Origin of the sequence: Winogradskyella damuponensis, from assembly GCF_039538385.1 — a bacterium.
Taxonomy (GTDB): Bacteria; Bacteroidota; Bacteroidia; order Flavobacteriales; family Flavobacteriaceae; genus Winogradskyella; species Winogradskyella damuponensis.
This window is the reverse complement of sequence record NZ_BAABCB010000030.1, coordinates 365,931-385,757: the sequence shown is the minus strand read 5'-3', so window position 1 is coordinate 385,757 and position 19,827 is coordinate 365,931. Positions and strand designations below refer to the sequence as shown.

Below are 19,827 nucleotides of genomic sequence, written 5' to 3'. Positions count from 1 at the left end.
AGAACGAATTATCCATTAAATTTGTTGTGATTTAAAGGTGATAATTCAGATGGCTTAGGCCGTAAATGTTATAAACTATGAAATTCAATACAAAAGCAATACACGGAGGTCAAAAACCTGATCTTGCATACGGTTCTGTAATGCCTCCAATTTATCAAACATCTACGTTTGCACAATCAACTCCAGGCGGTCATAAGGGTTATGAGTATTCTAGAACACACAACCCAACCAGAACGGCGTTAGAGAATGCTTTTGCGAGTATAGAAAATGGAAGTCATGGTTTGGCTTTTAGCTCTGGTCTAGCAGCGATTGATGCTGTTCTAAAATTATTAAAGCCTGGTGATGAAGTCATTTCTACGAACGATTTATATGGTGGGACATATCGTTTATTTACTAAAATATATGAGGACTTTGGTATAAAATTCCATTTTATTGGTATGGAAAATGCCAATTGTGTTGAAGACTACATTAACGTCAACACAAAGTTGATTTGGGTAGAAACTCCAACAAACCCAATGTTAAATATTATAGATATTATTACAACGGCAAAAATTGCTAAAAGACATGATGTACTGTTAGCTGTTGATAATACATTTGCCACTCCATATTTACAGCAACCATTAGATTTAGGTGCCGATATTGTTATGCATTCAGCGACGAAATATCTTGGAGGTCATAGTGATTTGGTTATGGGAGCTTTAATTGTTAAAGATAAAGATTTGGCAGATCGTTTGTATTTTATTCAGAATGCAAGTGGAGCGGTTTGTGGTCCTCAAGATGCGTTTTTAGCATTAAGAGGTATAAAAACTTTACATGTACGTATGCAGCGTCATTGCGAAAATGGAAAAGCAGTTGCCGAATATTTAGAAAAACATCCAAAAATTGAAAACGTATATTGGCCAGGTTTTAAGCATCATCCTAATCATCTTATCGCCAAATCACAAATGACCAATTTTGGTGGTATGGTGTCTTTTACTACAAAAGGAAATAATTACCAAGACGCTATGAATATAGTAGAGAAGCTAAATGTTTTTACACTTGCCGAATCGCTTGGTGGTGTAGAATCGTTAGCTGGTCATCCAGCAAGTATGACACACGCTAGTATCCCTAAAGAAGATCGTGAAAAAGCAGGAGTTGTAGATTCTCTAATTAGATTGAGTGTGGGTATTGAAGATGAAACAGATTTAATAGGAGATTTAAAACAAGCCATAGGATAGTTTTATCATTAGTTCTACAATATACAAAAGACCAAATCTAATGATTTGGTCTTTTGTGTTATATAATTTATAAGTTGTTTAATCTAAGTAGTAAATGTAACCAAAGTTTAGCCACACCATCCAATCGTTGGCTTTATTAGAAGAAAGTTGGTGGTCTAAACCATCCGTTTTGTCACTAAAAAAGTACTGGAATCTTAAATCAACCATTAAATCCGAAAGTACGGTAAGTTTATATCTTGTTCCAACACTACTTACTATAGACCACGCAGAACCACTTTTGTCACTTACAGAACCAGGTTCCCAAAATGAATAAAAGTTAGATGGGTCATCTATATCTCCAAAGTTATTAAGGTTAGAAAAATCTGAGCTTACATAATTGGTATAAACACTAGGATTGTATGATACATAGTGCGCACCTAAACTAACAAAAGGAGCGAATGAAAAAACACCAGCAGAAAATTCTCTGATACTTCTTGGGAAAAACTCTAATTGCATTCCTATATCCCAATTTTGTGCCTCTCCAGAATGCCCTCTTAATCGATTGGCATTTTCAGATGTTTTATTAGACTCAACCCATTCCCCGAAGTGTTCAAGTTTTGTTTTATTCCAAGAGATTTCACTTCTTAATTTAAAGTGGTCATTAAAGTATTTGTCTGTAGTATAACAATTACAATCAGCACGATAAGAAAAGTTGATGTAGTGTACAATACCTAAACCTATCCCTGAATTGCCAGCATTAGTTTCAAAATCCGAACGTACACCGAAATCAGATTGATAAGCTACAGGGCCTGCAATAACACCTAATTCGTGAGAAAAGCCTAATTGCGAGTAACTTAGTTGCATTGATAAAAAAAATGCAAGTGGAATGAATAGTTTTTTTATATATAGTGTCATGTAATTTCAAAATTGAGACTCTTAGCCGAGCAAATATATAAAAACTCGACGAAATACCAAATAAAACGGATAAAATGCATGCTTTAATATGCTTTAAAGAAAAGAATTAATGTTGATTTTGAAAAATTAAACAGATAAAAATATAAATTAAACACTTATTTTTGCAGATAAATTATAATTTACACACAATATATTATAAATTTCTAAATTAAGGTTAATTAAAATGATATTTGTGTAATAATAAGTTGTTTGTATAAGACTTTAACAAAAACAAAAAAAATAAATTTATGAAAGATAAAATAGAAGCTTTTTTAAATCTCGTAAATGAAAGAAATGGTAACGAACCTGAGTTTATGCAGGCTGTAGAGGAAGTTGCGGAAACTGTAATTCCATTTATTGAAAGCAATCCAAAATACAAAGGTAAAATGTTATTGGAGCGTATGGTAGAGCCAGAACGTACTATAATATTTAGAGTACCGTGGATTGATGATAACGGTAATACGCAAGTTAATAGAGCGTTTAGAGTTGAATTTAATTCTGCTATTGGACCTTATAAAGGAGGTTTGCGTTTTCACCCTTCAGTAAATCTAAGTATTTTAAAATTTTTAGGTTTTGAGCAAGTATTTAAAAATTCTTTAACAACACTTCCTATGGGAGGTGGTAAGGGTGGTTCGGACTTTAATCCAAAAGGAAAGTCAGACAATGAAGTCATGCGTTTTTGTCAAAGTTTTATGAGCGAATTATTTCGTCATATTGGCCCAAATACAGATGTTCCTGCAGGAGATATTGGAGTAGGAGGAAGAGAAGTTGGTTATATGTTTGGCCAATATAAAAGATTGCGTAACGAGTTTACAGGTGTGCTAACAGGTAAAGGAATTTCTTTTGGAGGCTCTTTAATAAGACCAGAAGCTACGGGTTATGGTAATGTATATTTTGCTAAAAATATGTTAGCAACTAAAAATGACAGTTTTGAAGGTAAACATGTTGTAATTTCGGGTTCTGGAAACGTAGCACAGTATGCTGCAGAAAAGGCCATAGAATTTGGTGCAAAAGTACTTACAATGTCTGATTCTTCGGGATATATTTACGATAAAGATGGGATTGATGCCGAAAAATTAGCCTTTATTATGGATCTTAAAAATGTAAAAAGAGGAAGGATTTCAGAATATGCTAATGAATTTTCTTCAGGAACATACCATAAAGGTGAAACTCCTTGGGGAGTTAAATGTGATATTGCGTTGCCGTGTGCAACACAAAACGAACTTAATGCAGATGACGCAGAAAAATTATTAAGTAATGGTTGTATTTGTGTCAGTGAAGGAGCTAATATGCCTTCTACACCAGAAGCAATTGAGGCCTTTCATAAAGCAAAAATATTGTTTGCTCCAGGAAAAGCATCTAATGCTGGTGGAGTAGCAACATCTGGTTTAGAGATGAGCCAAAACTCATTACGATACAACTGGACTCGTGAAGAGGTAGATGCTAAATTAAATCAAATTATGGATGATATTCATGCATCATGTGTTGAATATGGAACTGATGAAAATGGTTATGTAGATTATGTACGAGGAGCAAATATTGCAGGCTTTGTAAAAGTTGCAGATGCTATGTTAGCTCAAGGAGTAGTTTAAATAATTAATACGATTAAAAGATGAGCTTCTGTGTTTTTCATGGAAGCTTTTTTTATTGACATAATATATGATATGCATTATAATATCGTTACTATTAAATATCTTTGACCAAACCTAATTTACGAATGCGTATTACTATTTTTAAAATCTTTATTCTAGTATTTGGCTTAACAACCTCGTGTTATAGTCAAGATTTCTCAGAGTTATGGCAAGGGCATTATTCCTATAATAATATTATAGATGTTGTAAATGGTGAGAATAAAATATTTGCGGCTGCCCAAAATGCCGTTTTTGAATACGATACTTTAACTAATGAAATAACTAAAATCACGACTGTAGAAGGGTTGTCTGGTGAACAAATTACAACTATTTATTATAGTGAGTTATATCAATATTTACTCATTGGTTATGAAACAGGCTTAATTGAGATATATTCTGAAACTGATAAATCGGTATTAAGAGTTGTTGATATTCTTGAAAAACAAAACATTACTCCATTAAATAAACGTATTAATCATTTCTACGAGAATGAAGGCTTAATTTATATTTCTACGGATTATGGTATTTCAATTTATAGTTTAGAGGGATTAGAGTTTGGTGACACCTATTTTCTTGGTAATGGTGGCTCTCAAATTACAGTGAAACAAGTTTCTATTTTAAATAATGAAATCTATGCAGCTTGTTTAAATAATAATGGCTTAAAAAAAGCAGATTTAACCAATCCTAATCTTATCGATTTTCAGCAGTGGCAAACCGTTATTGTAGGGAACTATCATTCTGCGAGTACTGTAGGTAATTCTTTGTATTCTGTAAGAGCTAATGCTGTAGTTTATAAAATAAATGGTGCTTCAGTTAATAGCGTATTAACCTTACCCTTATTACCTTTAGATGTAGAAGAAGTAGGTTCTAATTTTATTTTTTCAACAACAAATACAGTTTATGTGTACGATGAAAATATGCAATTAGTTAACAGTTTTCAGCCAACTGTAGATTTTGACACCAATTTTACATCAGCAACACTATTAGATGACTTTATATATATAGGTACAGAGAATTTTGGAGTACTAAAAGGTCAGATTTCAGATAACAGTACTTACGTAAATATTATGCCTAATGGGCCTTTATATAATGAAACGTTTAAGATAAATGCCGAAAATTTTGTTTGGGCAAGTTTTGGGGATTATACATCTGCATTTGATCCCGCTCCGGAACGAAGCCGAGGGTTGAGTTATTATAGAAATGAGACTTGGCAAAACATTCCTTACGACAGTGTTTTGGGAGCTAGGAATCTCAATACAATTGCTGTAAATCCTTTTAGAACCAATCAAGTGTTTATCAGTTCATTCCTTAATGGGATTTTAGAGTTAAATAATTTTGAGCCTACCGTATTATATAACGAAGATAATAGTGGTTTAGAATCTATGGCTAGTAATACGAGTATAAGAGTGTCAGCTGCTACCTTTGATAGAAATGGTATACTATGGTCATTGACCTCACGAGCACCAAACCCTTTAAAATCTTACGATCCTAGTACTGGAAATTGGCAAGGTCATAATTTTACGAGCTTAATAGAAAATCCTTCAGGTGACGAATTTGGATTTTTTGATATAGACATAGACAATAATGGAACCAAATGGATAGGCTCATATTCTAACGGTTTGCTAGCATACAATGAAAGTATAGGAAATAATCCGCTACGTAATATTAATTCAGAAGCTCAAAATGTACTCCCATTTTCTAGGTTTACTGCTGTTGCGGTAGATAATAGCAGTCAGCTATGGGTTGGGACAACAAAAGGGCTAAGAGTTTTGTATAATACAATAGGCTTTTATGAAGATCCAAATCCAACTCTAAGTCAAATTATTATTTTGGAAGATGGTATTCCTAAAGAGCTTTTAGAAAATCAATCTATTTCAGATATTGAAGTTGATGGTTCTAATAACAAATGGATTGCAACTGCAGATTCAGGTGTATTTTATTTTTCGTCAGATGGTCAAAAAACAATTTATCACTTTACAACAGATAACTCGCCACTACCTTCAAATCGCATTAATGATATCGCTTTAGATTTAGATAATGGTATAGTATATATTGCTAGCTCAAGAGGATTAATGGCGTTTAAAGCCGGAGGTTCTAAGCCAGAAGATACTTTAGAAAATGCTTTTGCTTATCCAAACCCTGTACGACCAGAGTATAATATACTTGGTTTTAATGACCTTAACGACATTAATAAAGGCGTAAAAATAAGTGGACTTACAGATAGTGTAAATATTAAAATCACAGATATTGAAGGTAATTTGGTTGCCGAAGCACAGTCTAATGTTAATTTAAGGTCTTCAAATAACAACTATAACTTTGCTATAGACGGAGGTACTGCCGTTTGGAATGGTAAAAACATGGGCAATTCTATAGTGAGATCTGGCGTGTATTTAATACTGATATCAGACTTAGATTCTTTTGAAACCAAAGTATTAAAAGTCCTTATAATAAGATAAACATGCTTACAAAAAACAATAGCATTGTTCTTTCAAAATTAAAATACAGAGATCATGATCTTATTGTAAAGTGTTATACTGAGCAACGAGGATTGGTAAGTTATATGTTAAGAGGTGTTTTAAAGTCTAAAAAAGGATTGTCTAAAACGGTTTATTATCAAGCTTTATCTCAGCTTCAAATTGAAGAAAACTACAAGCCTAATCAATCGCTTCACTTTATAAAAGAAGTAAAATTTAGTTATATTTATAAAAGCCTTCACACTAACATCTATAAAAGTTCAATTGTATTGTTTTTATCTGAAATACTTTCAAATGTGCTTAAAGAAGAAGAAAAGAATGAAGATTTATTTCATTTTATATCGGCAGCACTTCAGTATTTAGACAATGAAGACCAGTTTTCTAACTTTCATTTATTGTTTCTTTTAAAATTAACACGCTATTTAGGTTTTCAACCTGAAAACGTGAATACAAACGATCCGTATTTTAATTTAGAGTCTGGAATTTTTGAAGGCATCAATCACGGAATTTATTCCGTTTCAGGCGAAAATTTAACACTGTTAAAACGTCTGTTAGGCACAAATTTTGATACTTTAAATACTGTAAAAATCAACGGCAAACAAAGACAAGAGTTTTTAAATATGTTGTTGCATTATTTTGAATTACATTTGGGCAATTTTAAAAATCCTAAATCATTACAGGTGCTTAACGAGGTATTTCATTAGGCGTATTTACCAAAATATTTTATTGAAAATGAGTTTGCAGTTAAAGCGAAACTTCGCGTATAGTATTTTTTTAGTTCTTTTCTTACAATCGGTTTTTGGACAAACTGTTACTGTTTTAGAAGAAGGTAGTCTTGCTCCAATTCCTGGAGTTGCACTGTATAATCTTAAGAAGACTAAAACGCTAGTTACCGATTTAAAAGGTGAAGCCTCTTTAGCTATTTTTAATGATGATGAAATCATCTTTTTTCAAGATTTTTTATACGAAAAGCAACAACTCACAAAAGCTGAAATTGCAAAAAACAATAATACGGTACACCTTACTTTAAAAGTTGAAGACTTAAAGCAAATTGTTATATCTGCATCTAAGTTTGAGCAAAACAAGCGCGATATTCCTCAAACTATTGTGAGTCTTAATGCTAAAGATATTGTGCTTGCAAATCCGCAAACAAGTGCAGATTTATTAGAGAACACCGGTAATATTTACATTCAGAAAAGTCAAATGGGAGGAGGGAGCCCAATGATTAGAGGGTTTTCTACTAACCGTCTTTTAATTACCGTTGATGGTGTGCGTATGAATAATGCTATTTTTAGAGGAGGTAATCTTCAAAATGTGATTTCTATAGATCCTTTTGCAATTAGAAATACAGAGGTAACTTTAGGGGCTGGTTCTGTGGTGTATGGTAGTGATGCTATTGGTGGTGTGATGAGTTTTTATACAAAAAAACCGCAGTTATCTTATAAGGATGAATTGTTTCTTGCAGGAAATGCTTTAGCAAGATATTCTACTGCTAACAAAGAGAAGACAGGACATTTTGATGTGAACTTAGGTTATAAAAAGTGGGCGTTTTTAACTAGTGTAAGTTATACCAATTTTGATGATTTAAGAATGGGAAGTCATGGGCCAACAGATTATATAAGACCAGAATATGTGGCAAGTGCAAATGGCGAAGATATTATTGTTGCTAATTCTAATCCGTTGGTACAAATACCAACAGGTTACGACCAAATTAACCTGATGCAAAAAGCTAGATACGAGCCGTCTGATAATCTTAATTTTGATTTTGGATTGTACTATTCTACAACATCTGATTATTCTAGGTACGATAGATTAATAAGATATAGAGGAGATTATTTACGTTCTGCCGAGTGGAATTATGGTCCGCAACAGTGGTTTATGGGGAATTTTCAATTGACCAAATTGAGTAGTAATTCTAATTTGTATGATAAAATTCAGACCACTTTAGCCTATCAAAATTTTAAAGAAAGTAGAGAAGATAGAGATTATCAATCTGCCATACGCGAAGTAAGATCAGAGTCTGTAGCTGCTATGTCGTTTAATTTAGATTTAGAAAAGGATTTTAGTGAGACCACAAGTATTTTCTATGGATTAGAGTATTTGCATAATATTGTAGGTTCTGAGGGGCATGAAGAACATATTGAAACCCAAGTTAATGCTCCTAACGTTACACGTTATCCCGATGGTGCTACATGGCAATCTGTGGCTGCCTATGCGAGTTTAAAACATAAGCCTAATTCTAAATTTGTATTTCAAACTGGGCTTCGGTTTAATCAAGTGATTGCTAAAGCCGACTTTACAGCCAATAATGAGTTTTTAAACTTGCCTTTTAATGATGTTGAAATTAATACAGGTGCATTAACTGGTACAGCAGGCATTACGTGGTCGCCAAGCGATATGATTCAATGGAAATTAAATGCCTCTACAGCGTTTAGAGCTCCAAACATAGATGATATTGGAAAGGTCTTTGATAGTGAGCCTGGTGCTGTAGTAGTGCCAAATAAAGACTTAAAAGCAGAGTATGCTTATGGTGGTGAATTGGGGTTAAAACTAAATTTTGATGACAAAGTGGTTTTAGACTTGGCCTCTTATTATACCTTTTTAGATAATGCTTTAATTAGAAGAGCTTATACCATAAATGGTGCAACAGAAATTATGTATGATGGTGAGTTAAGTGATGTTCAGGCGATACAAAATGCCTCTAAAGCATGGATTTATGGGTTTGAAGCAGGATTGGAAGTTAATTTTACAAAACAATTAAAATTAAGCTCTCAATATAATGTAATTGGTGGTACAGAAGATAATAATGGGTTAGAAGAGCCTGTAAGGCACGTAGCTCCAAATTTTGGACGAACACATCTTATCTGGAAAAATAATAAATTACAATTAAATGCTTTTGTTGTTTATAATAACGAACTTTCTTTTAATCAGCTTGCTCCTTCAGAAAGTGCTAAAGACTATATTTATGCCTTAGATTCTGATGGCAATCCGTATGCACCATCTTGGTATACGCTTAATTTAAGAACGCAATACCAATATAACGCTAATCTTAGTTTAACGGCTAGTTTAGAAAATATTACAGATCAACGTTACCAACCGTATTCTTCTGGTATTGCAGCTGCAGGTAGAAATCTTATACTAGCTTTAAAATATACACTCTAACAAGTGTTGGCTTAAAGTTGGTGCTAACTATGTTTAATGTGAGTGGTTTACATCTTACGATTTAGTGTGTTATTTGTTTTGTAGCTAAGCTAAGTTAAGCCCGTGGTTTATCAGAGTCTTACCCGACGCAAACCCGAGGTTAACCCGACGCAACTACGGGTGAACCTATTATGTAAAATACTCTAAAATGGCTTTAGATGCTTGTTTTGATGTAAGCTTTAGGCAATAAAAAAAGCCTCATTTTACATGAGGCTTTTAATTTATAGATTATTATAATCTTACTGTTGTTTAATCGCTTTTTTACTAATGACCTGTCCGTTAGACAGTGTTATTTTTGCGATATAAGCAGATTGACTTAGTTGTGATAGGTTGTATACTTCAGTAGTAGTGTTACCTCTTAAGTTGTAAACGCGTCTGCCTAACATATCTAAAATTTCAACATTAGTAATTGTGTTTTGATTAGAATTGAGTTTAAATTCTACGTCGCCATTTGTTAATTCGGTAATGCTAATACCGTTAGCATGGATTAAATGGTCTTCAATAGAAAGGTTAGCTGTTCTAAATACGATTTCAAAACGATTGTTGTATTCTCCTGGTTCAGACGTAAAGGTGTAATCTGAATCTTTAAGATTGTGGTAGGTGTTTAATAGGTTGTCTTTTAAGTATACAGGGTGTTCGTTTAAGAACTGTCCTTCAAAATCATACAGAGAAAATTTATAAATTAGATTTTCTTCGATAGAAGTAGCAAATCCTATTTTGATGATTTCCTCAAGATTTAAACTTGAAATGGCTTTCCCTTGAATTGCGAGCTTATGTTCTTCTCCTTCAATTTTAGAATAAATAATGACATCACTTCCGCTAGATAAATTTCTTTTGGCATCATAACCGAGACCATCAAATCCATCTGTTGCTGAGTTTACGTAGCCAACTCCAAGCTGATTAAAAATACCTCCATCTGCTGTTAAATTTAACCAAAGCCTAGCCTCTTCTAGTGGTTCGGTATCACTATTTGCTGAATTTCTAAAAAACAAATTGTTACTATTGTCTCCGCTAATACGCATGGCATTATTAAAGATTAAGTCTGTGTTTGCTAGACTGCTTACAAAAAAGCTTTGTCCTGAAGGAATATAATTACCCGGAAGGATACCGCTTGCTCCTGCGGTTGACATAGTTTGGTTAATTATAGCATAATCATTAGAATTGAAATTTAAATTTTCATTACCAGGATTTGAATCTAATGGAGGTGAGTTATGAGACCATAAATAAACGGAAGTTTTAATAGCTCCTGCATTAGCAGCAAATAAACCATCTACTCCTCTAACCTTAATAGCAGAAGGGTATGGGTTTCCTACTAAATTCCAGTGATCTGTGTTAATAGCATTGTAAGCTAAGGGATATGTATAATCTCCAGTGTTTAAAGCGCCTTCAAAATTATATTGGTATTGGTTACCTGAGATAAATCCAACATTATTATGAGTGGCAGCATAACCACGACCTACAATCATTTGTCCTGTTCCTGTTGCTAAGGTCCAGTCATTAGCATCATCGTCTATATCGTCATTGTCGTTATCTAAATAGAGATTGGCATTGTACCAAAAGCGTCTAGATGGGCTTGCTGGAAATAATGAGGCATCTACATCTGCTGTGGCTACGGGAGAACTCCAGTAGGTGTAATCATACCAATTAGATAAAGGAGCTGTTAGTTTGTTGACTTGTGAAGTAGCCGTTCCGTTTAATGTAAAACTACCAGCAGCAGCTCCAACACCTCTTTGAATGAATGCGGCTTGTGTTTCTATCAATATTGCCGCTCCAGTTTGTACAACAACATCATTAATTATTTCAACATAGTTGCTGTTGTCTACAGTTAGGGTTCCAGAATTTACAACCAATCCGCAGGCACCAAAACTAACCTGTCCATTTGTGCCATTGCTGGTGTTGTAGTTGGAGTTAAGGATTGCATATCTATCTAAATCCGGTGGGTAAGACCAATCTGTACCATCCCAAATAGATACGCGTACATCTAGTTTTACAGCATTAGAGGCTTCAAAACACGTTGCCGTATCTTCTCTTAATTGACAGTAGTATTGATAACCATCTAAACTGGCTGTATCTATTATATTTAATGTTGCTGTTTGTTGGCCACTGTAATTCGTGTCAGCAGGTAAAATTTCAGTCCAAGCTGTATCGCCAGGTGCGTTATAGTACCATTGGTATGCTAAGTCTTGCGTATCAGCAGGAGTTGGTCCAGTATAGCCTTCTGTTCCAGCAATAGTTAAACTTGCAGAAAATGTACAAGCAAATGCAGGAGCAACAGGTTGTAATGTTACTGTTGGAGGTACTCCGGTAGAAAAATCGAAAAGTCCAATATCTGAATAATCATTTCCGCTACAAGATGCAGTGCCTTCACCAACCCAATCAATAACTGTCCAATTACTAAGCTCTCCCAAGGTAAATGTTGGGTCAGGAAGTTGAGTAGCTGTATTTAAACGTCTAAAGTTAAAGCCTCTATCTCCAGTGATTATTGTAGAATCCATCCAGTCATTATCTAGATAAACACCAAATTCATCAACTGTAGTGCCAGTGTTTACTAGTCTTATTACATCATGTTTATTTGTTTTTTTATTAATTCCACCACTAGAAAATTGAGCATTTGCACTAGATGCTAATTCACCAGAACCTCCTGTGACTCCTGTACATGCATTGGTTGGGGTTACAGGGCTTTGTCTCCCTATAGCAATGACATAAGTAGTGCCATTTGGCATTATATAATTTTCTAAATCAAAAATATTAATTGCTGCTGCTGTTGCATCTCCATTCGCAATGACTTCAAGAGAGTAGTTATCTATATTGATTGCAGTACCAGTACCATTGAATATTTCTACATAGCTAAGTCCGCCATAGGTGGCATCGGTAATTTCGCTAATAAATAAATCGGTTGGAACCACACCTGAATTTCCTTCGCAGCTCGTAATTTGTGAGTCTATGACCGTAAATGGTGTAGAGGTAGGGCAACCAAGGCTGTCTGTAATTTCTAAACTACCACTTGTAGCACCAGCAGGTACCACAACTTCCATTTCTGTTGCAGATATATTAGTCACTGTTGCAGCTAAACCGTTAAAAGCCGCTGTTGCAGTGAGTAAATTAGTGCCAATTACTGTTACTACAGTGTCTACAGGTCCTGATTCAGGACTAATAGTTATACTTCCAGCTGCACATGTACCTGTTCCACTCACTCCAAACGTATATGGGTTTTCGTCGCTATCATCATTAACAATAGTAATAGTACCTGTTCTTGTGCCAAGAGCTGAAGGTGAAAATTCAATATCAAAACCAACAATACCACCTGCCGCTATTACAATAGGTGCAGGATTAGTTGAAATTACAAATTCAGTAGGATTAGAAGATACTATACTCGTAATACTTAAATCGGCAGAACCCTCATTTCTAATATAATAGTTTTTTGCTGTGGCTGTAGCTCCAACTTCAGTAGCTCCAAAAACGGTATTATTACCTGTATTCGCAGCATTTCCATTGGCTATAGAAGCAAACGTATTACGCTCTACATCTATTTCGTTAGCCGAGTAGGCACACAGATTAAATGTGCTAAAATCATTATTGTTATACTCCCAAACTCTTACGTAAAGCGTTGAACCAGGTGTTAAGCCACTAGCGCTAATCATAGACATATTTCCTGTGCCAGAATCATCATCACATGTTACTAGTGTTAATGCGCCACAAGTACCTGTGTATAATGCCATACCAGAATCTGTAATACCACCATTTTCTGAGGTTTCAACTGTTACAGATCCACTTGCAGGTACTACTAAGTTAAACCAAACATCTCCACCTGAATAGGCGCCACAATTTGGGTCTGCAATACCGCTATCGGTTGCTCCAACGTTGGTAAAGGATTGGTTAATACATGAACTATTTACAGGTATAGTTATAGAGGTTGAACAATCATCGTAAAAATCGTTATCGGTTATGGTTAGCGTGTGTGTGGTATTTGTACCTAAAATTGCAGCATTACCTCCGGATGGGTTGATAAGGTTTAGAACGACTGTTTCATCAGACTCTATAACGCTATCATCATTACTGATAAATATAGTTATACATTGATCTGCAGTACTACCTGCAGGAAATGTAAGTGTTTGTGGGAAACTAATGGCAGCAGGAGTTCCCGCTCCATCATCATAATCAGTGCCATTTGTAGCTGTACTAACTCCATCTAATGAGACTTCTACGGTTGTGGCAATGATTGCCGACTCATTTGCTATAGAAGCACAGACATCAATAAATGCTCCATCTTCTGTTATAGTTGAAGTTGTAGATGTAAATGCAACAATGGTATCTGAAACAACAGATGAGCAAGAATCACCGCTTAGTATAATATCATCTACATAATAATATTCACCACCATCTACTCCAACGGTTCTAAGTCTAACCCTTATTTGTGTTTCGGTATCAGCTATATTAACTAACCATGGATTAGATGCTACTGTTGTAGGATTAGAAGCATTTGTATCACCCATATTAATGGGGGTGTTACTATACCCATCTACTAATTTTATAGAGCCTGTACCAGTCCAAGTTGTTCCATTGTCATAAGAAATATCTAAAAACAAGTCTTCTCCACTGTCGGGGCCGTATGCTGCGAATGCTACACTTAAAGTTACGTTAGAAATGGCACTTATATCAATATTTTCAGTTGTTAGGTTGTTGCTTCCTGTAATTCTATATGAAGACGTACCAAAATATTTATTAGGTGTAGAGGTTACAGTGCCTCCACCTGTATATGTAAAGTTATCAGATCCTTCAAAAGATAAGGTTTTAAAAGCACCAACAAACCCATCATCATCTGTTATCTCTAAAGTAGTATCACTTTGAGATCCAGCAGTTGCTGAATCACCACCTGCAACATTTTGTATCTGAAACGTGTAATTTGTACTATCAGCACAATTGGTGTTGTCTGCAATGTTAACCGTAACACATTGTTGTATACTACTATTGGCGGGAAACGTAATATTTTGGGTTGTGTAAGATAAGTGTGGAGCAGTACCAGATGTTAGTACTACTTGTGCCGTAGTAGCTGAGGATGCACTTTCATTTATTATATCTACACATAGATTTACAGACGTACCATTTTCGGTTTCAGAATATGTGGCTGATGTAAAGTTTAGTGTGGTATCTGTAGAGGCTAAAATCCCTTCAATTTTAGCATCATCTATGATCCAAGTTTCATTAGCTGCGTTATTTTCAAAGCGTATTCTTATTCTAAGGTTAGCAACACTTGGTAAATCTGTAATAATAATTTCGTTTATTCCTGAAGTACCATCGCCTCCTGCAACAGCGGTAGTGTAACCGCTTGGGTTGTAGGTATTAGTTTCTGTAGAGCCTTGACCAAAATGCCATAAGGCATTATCCATACTCCAACCATTTACCTCTGCTTGTTGCATCCAAGTGCCTCCTCCATCATCACTAACGTCTACTATAACATAGTCACTGCTATCTGCGCCATTTCCGCTTGAACCTCCAAAAGAGGCTAGTTTAACAGAAAATTCAACATTTGTATATAATGATGTATTCACATTGCTAAATTCAATGGTCTCAGTGCCATTTGTAACTTTTCGACCTTGAGAGCCACTTACAAAGTTGTTTTCTCCACTTGGAAAAGGGCCTGTCCCAGTGGCAACATTACCACCAGTATAAGTCATTGTTGGAGTCGCAGGTGTAGACTCAAAATCTTGTATAGCAATAGTTGTTTGCCCAAAAGAAACAAAGGCACAACAAAATAATAAAAACGATAAAAGGTAGTTCTTAGTCATAGGGATAAATAAGGGATTAACTGTACAAAGATATATCAAAATCACTGTATTTCAGTGTCTTGTAAGGTACGTATTTATTAACAAATTGTTAAGTTTTATACGTATTTTACTATAAAATAAAGCCATTTTTCGATGAAATGCAATCTTTACAGTGTTGTTTCTAGGGTATAAGTGCTAGTTTTTGAGTTTTAATATCGCTGTAATTGTGCGTAATCTATTGTATTTTTGAGGCAATGAATTCACACAAAACTTATACTGTAGACGAAGCGCAAGCTAAGCTAGAACACTATTGTGCTTACCAAGAACGTTGCCATAAAGAAGTGCGGCAGAAGCTGCGTGATATGAATATGATTCCTGAAGCTATAGATCTTATTATCGTACATTTAATTCGGCATAATTTTTTAAATGAAGAGCGTTTTGCTAAAGCTTTTGTCCGTGGAAAATTTAGAATTAAAAAATGGGGAAAAAACCGATTGCGTAGGGAATTAAAATTTAGGGAAATTTCTAAATACACTATTGATGCTGCTTTAAATGAGATTGATTTAGAGGATTATTATGCAACATTAGATGCATTGGTGCAAAAACGTATCGCACAGGTTAAAGCACCTAATGACTATAAGAAAAAGAAAAAAGTGGCAGATTATTTATTGTATCGTGGTTGGGAATCGCATTTGATTTATGAACGCTTGAATGAGGCTTTGAATGGGTGATGGAATGCTAGGTATTAGGTGTTAGGGATTAGGTTTTAGGTATTAGGTATTAGGTATTAGGGGTTAGGGGTTAGGTGTTAGGTTTTAGGGATTAGGTGTTATTAGGGATTAGGTATTAGGTGTGTGGTATTAGGTTTTTACCGACAGCCCATATCATTTAGTGTCATAAAAAAAGCCTTAACATCCGAATGGGTATCGAGTGAAAAGGCCTTGTATTTTATGTAGCGTGGTTAAAATTTAAGCGATGTGCTTAGGGCTAACTGCGCTGCGGTTTATGTTTTGTTTTACCTACAGGTTAAAAACAGCTCCAATATTAAAAGCAAATTGGTTGTGAATGTAGTAGCCAACTTTAGATTTATCGTTGCTGTATTTTGCTAAAGGAAATGAAGCTTCTGAATAGACTCCAAAACCTTGAGAAAAGAAATAACGTGCTCCAACATGACCACCAAAGTTTTTAAGGCTTAAGCTTAATCCAGGGTAAAAATCAAAATTTTCATCTATATTAATTACATTACCTAAGTTAGCATTAAATCTTGCTTTTAAATCAAAGCGATCTCCAAAATCGGCATCTAAACCATCAGATATTCCTAAGGCATAAGTAGAGGAAAGTCCAACAGACATATTTTCACCTAAACCATAATCGTAACTTACATTAATGCCTGTAGCATATTCTTGAAAGTTAGCACCAACTTGAAATTTAGTATCTCCTTTACCTTCAAAAGCTTGTGCATTACCAAAGCTTATAGCTAATAAAGCGACTACTAATAAAATATTTTTCATTTTATAAATTTTAAAAATCTGGGCAAAGATACAAATAGAATTCTATTTATGTCAGAAAATTATATGAAACGATTGGTGTTTTTAATGGTTTTTTAGAGTGCAAGTGAATCTTTAACAATGTAATTTACAACCATTTTGTTTCGCGTGAGGTGGCATCTAAAACATCAATATTTAAGGCATTTGCCATTTGTTTAGCAATTATAAACGCGTCATCTGTATTATCGCAAACATACACTTCGATCTTCTTGTTGGTATTGTAAAACAAATTGACTTTTACAACAGTATTTGTAACATTTGTACTTGCGGTAGACACCCAAACTCTTGTGGTTTGAGTTGTTTTAAAAACCGACACATATTCTATTTCAGGGAATGCTTTCCATTGTCCGTATGATACACCAAAGAGACTGATTATGTTGCGGTATTTCTTATTTTTTAAATCAATTTCGATACCATCAGATTTAAGGAAGTAGATCCCTAATGCAATGCCTATAATACCTATAATATTTCCGGTTATAGCAGTAAAGCCTCCAATTAAAATAAGACCAGTACCATAAATTAACTTTGCAGTAGGTACTGGTCTTTTATGAACCATATTATTCAAAATAATGAGTGTTTATTTTTTGCTAGAAGGTTCAATTTTAGCATCATCTGCTTCAATCTCCTTTTTGTCTTTTCCTTTTAGATATTCAGGTAAATCCATACCAGCCATATTAAACATTTCTTGTAATGGCGGTACTGATTTGTACATGCCAGACAGGAAGTTTGCGGTTGATGATTTTCCGTCTTCACCACTGCTGCCATTGTCCCAAACAGTTACTTTGTCTATTTTAATATTTTTGATCGCATCGGCTTGTGTTTTTACAAGTTCTGGCAATTTATCTGCAATTAATAATAATACAGCATCTCTACTATTATTGCCAGCAGCTTTTACAATTTGCTCCATACCAGCAGCTTGTTTAGTTAAGATTTCAAACTGACCTTGTGCTTCGGCTTGTGCTTTAAAGAGTATAGCATCGGCTTCACCTTTTGCGCGTCTTCTAATGCGTTCTGCTTCGGCTTCAGCATCAATTTCAACTTTGCGTTTATCAATTTCAGCAGGTACAATAACATCTGCCATTTGAGAAGAACGCTCACGCTCTGCTCTCGCTGTTTCTGCTTCTTGCTCAGCGGCATAAGACTCTTGTAAGGCCTTTGCACTTTGTACTTTTTCTGAGGCGATTGCTACACGTTCTGCTTCTGCTTCACGTTGACGACGTAACGAATCTGAATTAGCAACGGCAATTTTTGCGGTGTTTTCACCTTCTACGGCTTGTGCGTTAGCCGCAGCAACTTGAGTTCTTTCGTCTTGTACTGCATTAGCTTCACCAATAGATCCATCTCTGGTTTTCTCTGCAACCGATTTACGAGCGGCGTTAATAGCGTGAGCAGCAGCTTCTTTACCAAGGGCTTCAATATAACCCGATTCGTCAACGATATCTGTAATGTTTACGTTGATGAGTTTTAAACCAACCTTCTTTAATTCTGATTCTACTGACTGAGAAATGTTAGTTAAGAATTTGTCTCTGTCATTATTAATTTCCTCAATATCCATTGAAGCAACCACTAAACGTAACTGGCCAAAAATAATCTCTTGAGCCAATTCTTGAATTTCATTTTGTCCTAAGCCTAATAAACGCTCTGCTGCGTTTTGCATAATACCTGGTTCGGTAGATACACCAATAGTAAAACGCGATGGTACATTAACTCTAATGTTTTGTTTAGATAAGGCGTTTACTAAATTTACTTCGATAGAAATAGGTGTTAATTCTAAAAATTCATAATCTTGAATGACAGGAATGATAAAAGCCGCTCCACCATGAATACATTTTGCCGATTGGCCACCTCCAACTTTTCCGTAAACCACTAAAATTCTATCTGAAGGACAGCGTTTGTAGCGTTTTATTAAAATAATTAAGGTTACCACTATAAATAGTGCTACAAAAATGAGAAGCATTGGTCCGCCAAGACTTTCGGGGTTAAAATTTTCTTGAATGGTTAGTAAATACATAGTTTATAAATTTGAAGAATTAGTTTTATTTTGAAATTTTCTTTTGAGTAGCATTACTCAATAAGGGGTCTTTTATGTGTTTTGAGGGTTCAATAGGTTTCCGTGTTTGGTCAACAATGAGAATTCCGTTAGAAGTAACATCGACCACCTTTATGATGGTCCCAGATTTTAGTTCGGTTAATGCATCGGTAAGCGCATCTAATTCGCGCATGGTGCCTTGTACACTTACGGTAACTTTTCCCATTTTAGAGCGCTCTGCTCCAATAGTTAGATAGACTTCGCCAACGGCATCGAGTGCATTTTTATAATTTAAAGTACCACTATCTGAAAGTTTGCTAATAAAATAAAATAGTGAAGCCATAATTACCATCATTAACAGTCCACAAATCACCGAAACAATTATAGTTAGTGGTGTAGAAAGTCCGGCATCTATACATGCAATGCCACTCCAGCCAAATATGGTAAAAAAGCCCACAAGGTTTTTAAAAGATATAAATTGAAAACCAGCTCCATCAGCATCAATATCGGAGTCTAGGTCGCCAATATCATCGGCATCTCCTCCTGTAAAAGCCATAATCATAACTATAGAGAAAATGAGTGAGCCAATGATAGCCACTAACCAATACATTTTGGATAGAAATTCTAAATTTGAAAACCATTCAGCCATAAGATTTAGTTTAGAAATGAGTTAATAAATATACGACCATTGTGAGATTATACAATCTTATTTTGAAAGTAAATCGGTCTCACTATAACCACCATTAAAGATTTTGAAATCTTTTAGTTCTTAATGAAATTTAGTTTGAATACTAATGGATTCAAATTTGGAATGTCAATTGTAATTTTGATGGTTATTGCAAGTACGGTCGTTTTTATACTTTGGGGTCTCAATATAGTTTTGAGATTTAGACCACTTTCGATATATAGGTAGTGATTGACGGTGTTTTGTTACAATTTTTTTGAAAAATATTTTCTTTGGAAGTAGGAGTCTATAATTGATTTGCATCCTGCAAGGTTTCAAAACCTTTGTAGGTATTCTATATTTTAT

The 19,827-nt window shown here is 34.8% G+C and carries 12 protein-coding genes; 6 read left to right on the top strand and 6 right to left on the bottom strand.

From position 1 onward, the window contains the following. The first annotated feature begins 77 nt into the window (after positions 1 to 77). Positions 78 to 1,217 (top strand): cystathionine gamma-synthase, encoded by a 1,140-nt coding sequence (locus ABD730_RS16845; RefSeq protein WP_344716069.1) that lies wholly within the window; start codon positions 78 to 80, stop codon positions 1,215 to 1,217. A gap of 78 nt (positions 1,218 to 1,295) precedes the next feature. Here the strand turns inward: ABD730_RS16845 and ABD730_RS16840 are convergent, their stop codons facing one another. Next, positions 1,296 to 2,111, bottom strand: coding sequence for a THC0290_0291 family protein (locus ABD730_RS16840; protein ID WP_418637186.1), 816 nt, complete (start codon positions 2,109 to 2,111; stop codon positions 1,296 to 1,298). A gap of 287 nt (positions 2,112 to 2,398) precedes the next feature. Between ABD730_RS16840 and gdhA the strand changes: the two genes are divergently transcribed. From gdhA to ABD730_RS16820, 4 genes are all read left to right on the top strand, one after another. Next, on the top strand, positions 2,399 to 3,742 hold the full coding sequence (gdhA, locus tag ABD730_RS16835; RefSeq protein ID WP_334465955.1) for an NADP-specific glutamate dehydrogenase: 1,344 nt from the start codon (positions 2,399 to 2,401) through the stop codon (positions 3,740 to 3,742). 125 nt (positions 3,743 to 3,867) lie between these two features. Then, positions 3,868 to 6,237, top strand: a complete 2,370-nt coding sequence (gene porZ, locus ABD730_RS16830; RefSeq protein ID WP_344716068.1) for a type IX secretion system anionic LPS delivery protein PorZ — start codon at positions 3,868 to 3,870, stop codon at positions 6,235 to 6,237. Between the two features lie 2 nt (positions 6,238 to 6,239). Next, positions 6,240 to 6,959 (top strand): DNA repair protein RecO, encoded by a 720-nt coding sequence (gene recO, locus ABD730_RS16825; RefSeq protein WP_344716067.1) that lies wholly within the window; start codon positions 6,240 to 6,242, stop codon positions 6,957 to 6,959. A 28-nt stretch (positions 6,960 to 6,987) separates the two neighbouring features. Then, the gene (locus tag ABD730_RS16820) at positions 6,988 to 9,417 is read left to right on the top strand and encodes a TonB-dependent receptor plug domain-containing protein (RefSeq protein ID WP_344716066.1); all 2,430 of its coding nucleotides are present in this window, start codon (positions 6,988 to 6,990) and stop codon (positions 9,415 to 9,417) included. A gap of 278 nt (positions 9,418 to 9,695) precedes the next feature. Here the strand turns inward: ABD730_RS16820 and ABD730_RS16815 are convergent, their stop codons facing one another. Beyond that, positions 9,696 to 15,242, bottom strand: a complete 5,547-nt coding sequence (locus ABD730_RS16815) for a choice-of-anchor D domain-containing protein (protein WP_344716065.1) — start codon at positions 15,240 to 15,242, stop codon at positions 9,696 to 9,698. Between the two features lie 233 nt (positions 15,243 to 15,475). Between ABD730_RS16815 and ABD730_RS16810 the strand changes: the two genes are divergently transcribed. Continuing rightward, a complete protein-coding gene (locus ABD730_RS16810; protein ID WP_334465940.1) occupies positions 15,476 to 15,952 on the top strand; it encodes a regulatory protein RecX in 477 nt (158 codons plus the stop codon). A 288-nt stretch (positions 15,953 to 16,240) separates the two neighbouring features. On the opposite strand, the gene ABD730_RS16805 is transcribed toward ABD730_RS16810, so the two are convergent. From ABD730_RS16805 to ABD730_RS16790, 4 genes are all read right to left on the bottom strand, one after another. After that, complete coding sequence (locus tag ABD730_RS16805; protein ID WP_344716064.1) at positions 16,241 to 16,732, bottom strand: DUF6646 family protein; 492 nt, start codon at positions 16,730 to 16,732, stop codon at positions 16,241 to 16,243. Between the two features lie 124 nt (positions 16,733 to 16,856). After that, positions 16,857 to 17,324 (bottom strand): hypothetical protein, encoded by a 468-nt coding sequence (locus tag ABD730_RS16800; protein WP_344716063.1) that lies wholly within the window; start codon positions 17,322 to 17,324, stop codon positions 16,857 to 16,859. 21 nt (positions 17,325 to 17,345) lie between these two features. After that, positions 17,346 to 18,779 carry a flotillin family protein gene (locus ABD730_RS16795; RefSeq protein WP_334465932.1) on the bottom strand — a complete coding sequence of 478 codons (1,434 nt, stop codon included), beginning with the start codon at positions 18,777 to 18,779 and terminating at the stop codon, positions 17,346 to 17,348. Positions 18,780 to 18,804: 25 nt separating this feature from the next. Continuing rightward, positions 18,805 to 19,446, bottom strand: coding sequence for a hypothetical protein (locus ABD730_RS16790; RefSeq protein ID WP_334465929.1), 642 nt, complete (start codon positions 19,444 to 19,446; stop codon positions 18,805 to 18,807). Positions 19,447 to 19,827 lie beyond the last annotated feature (381 nt).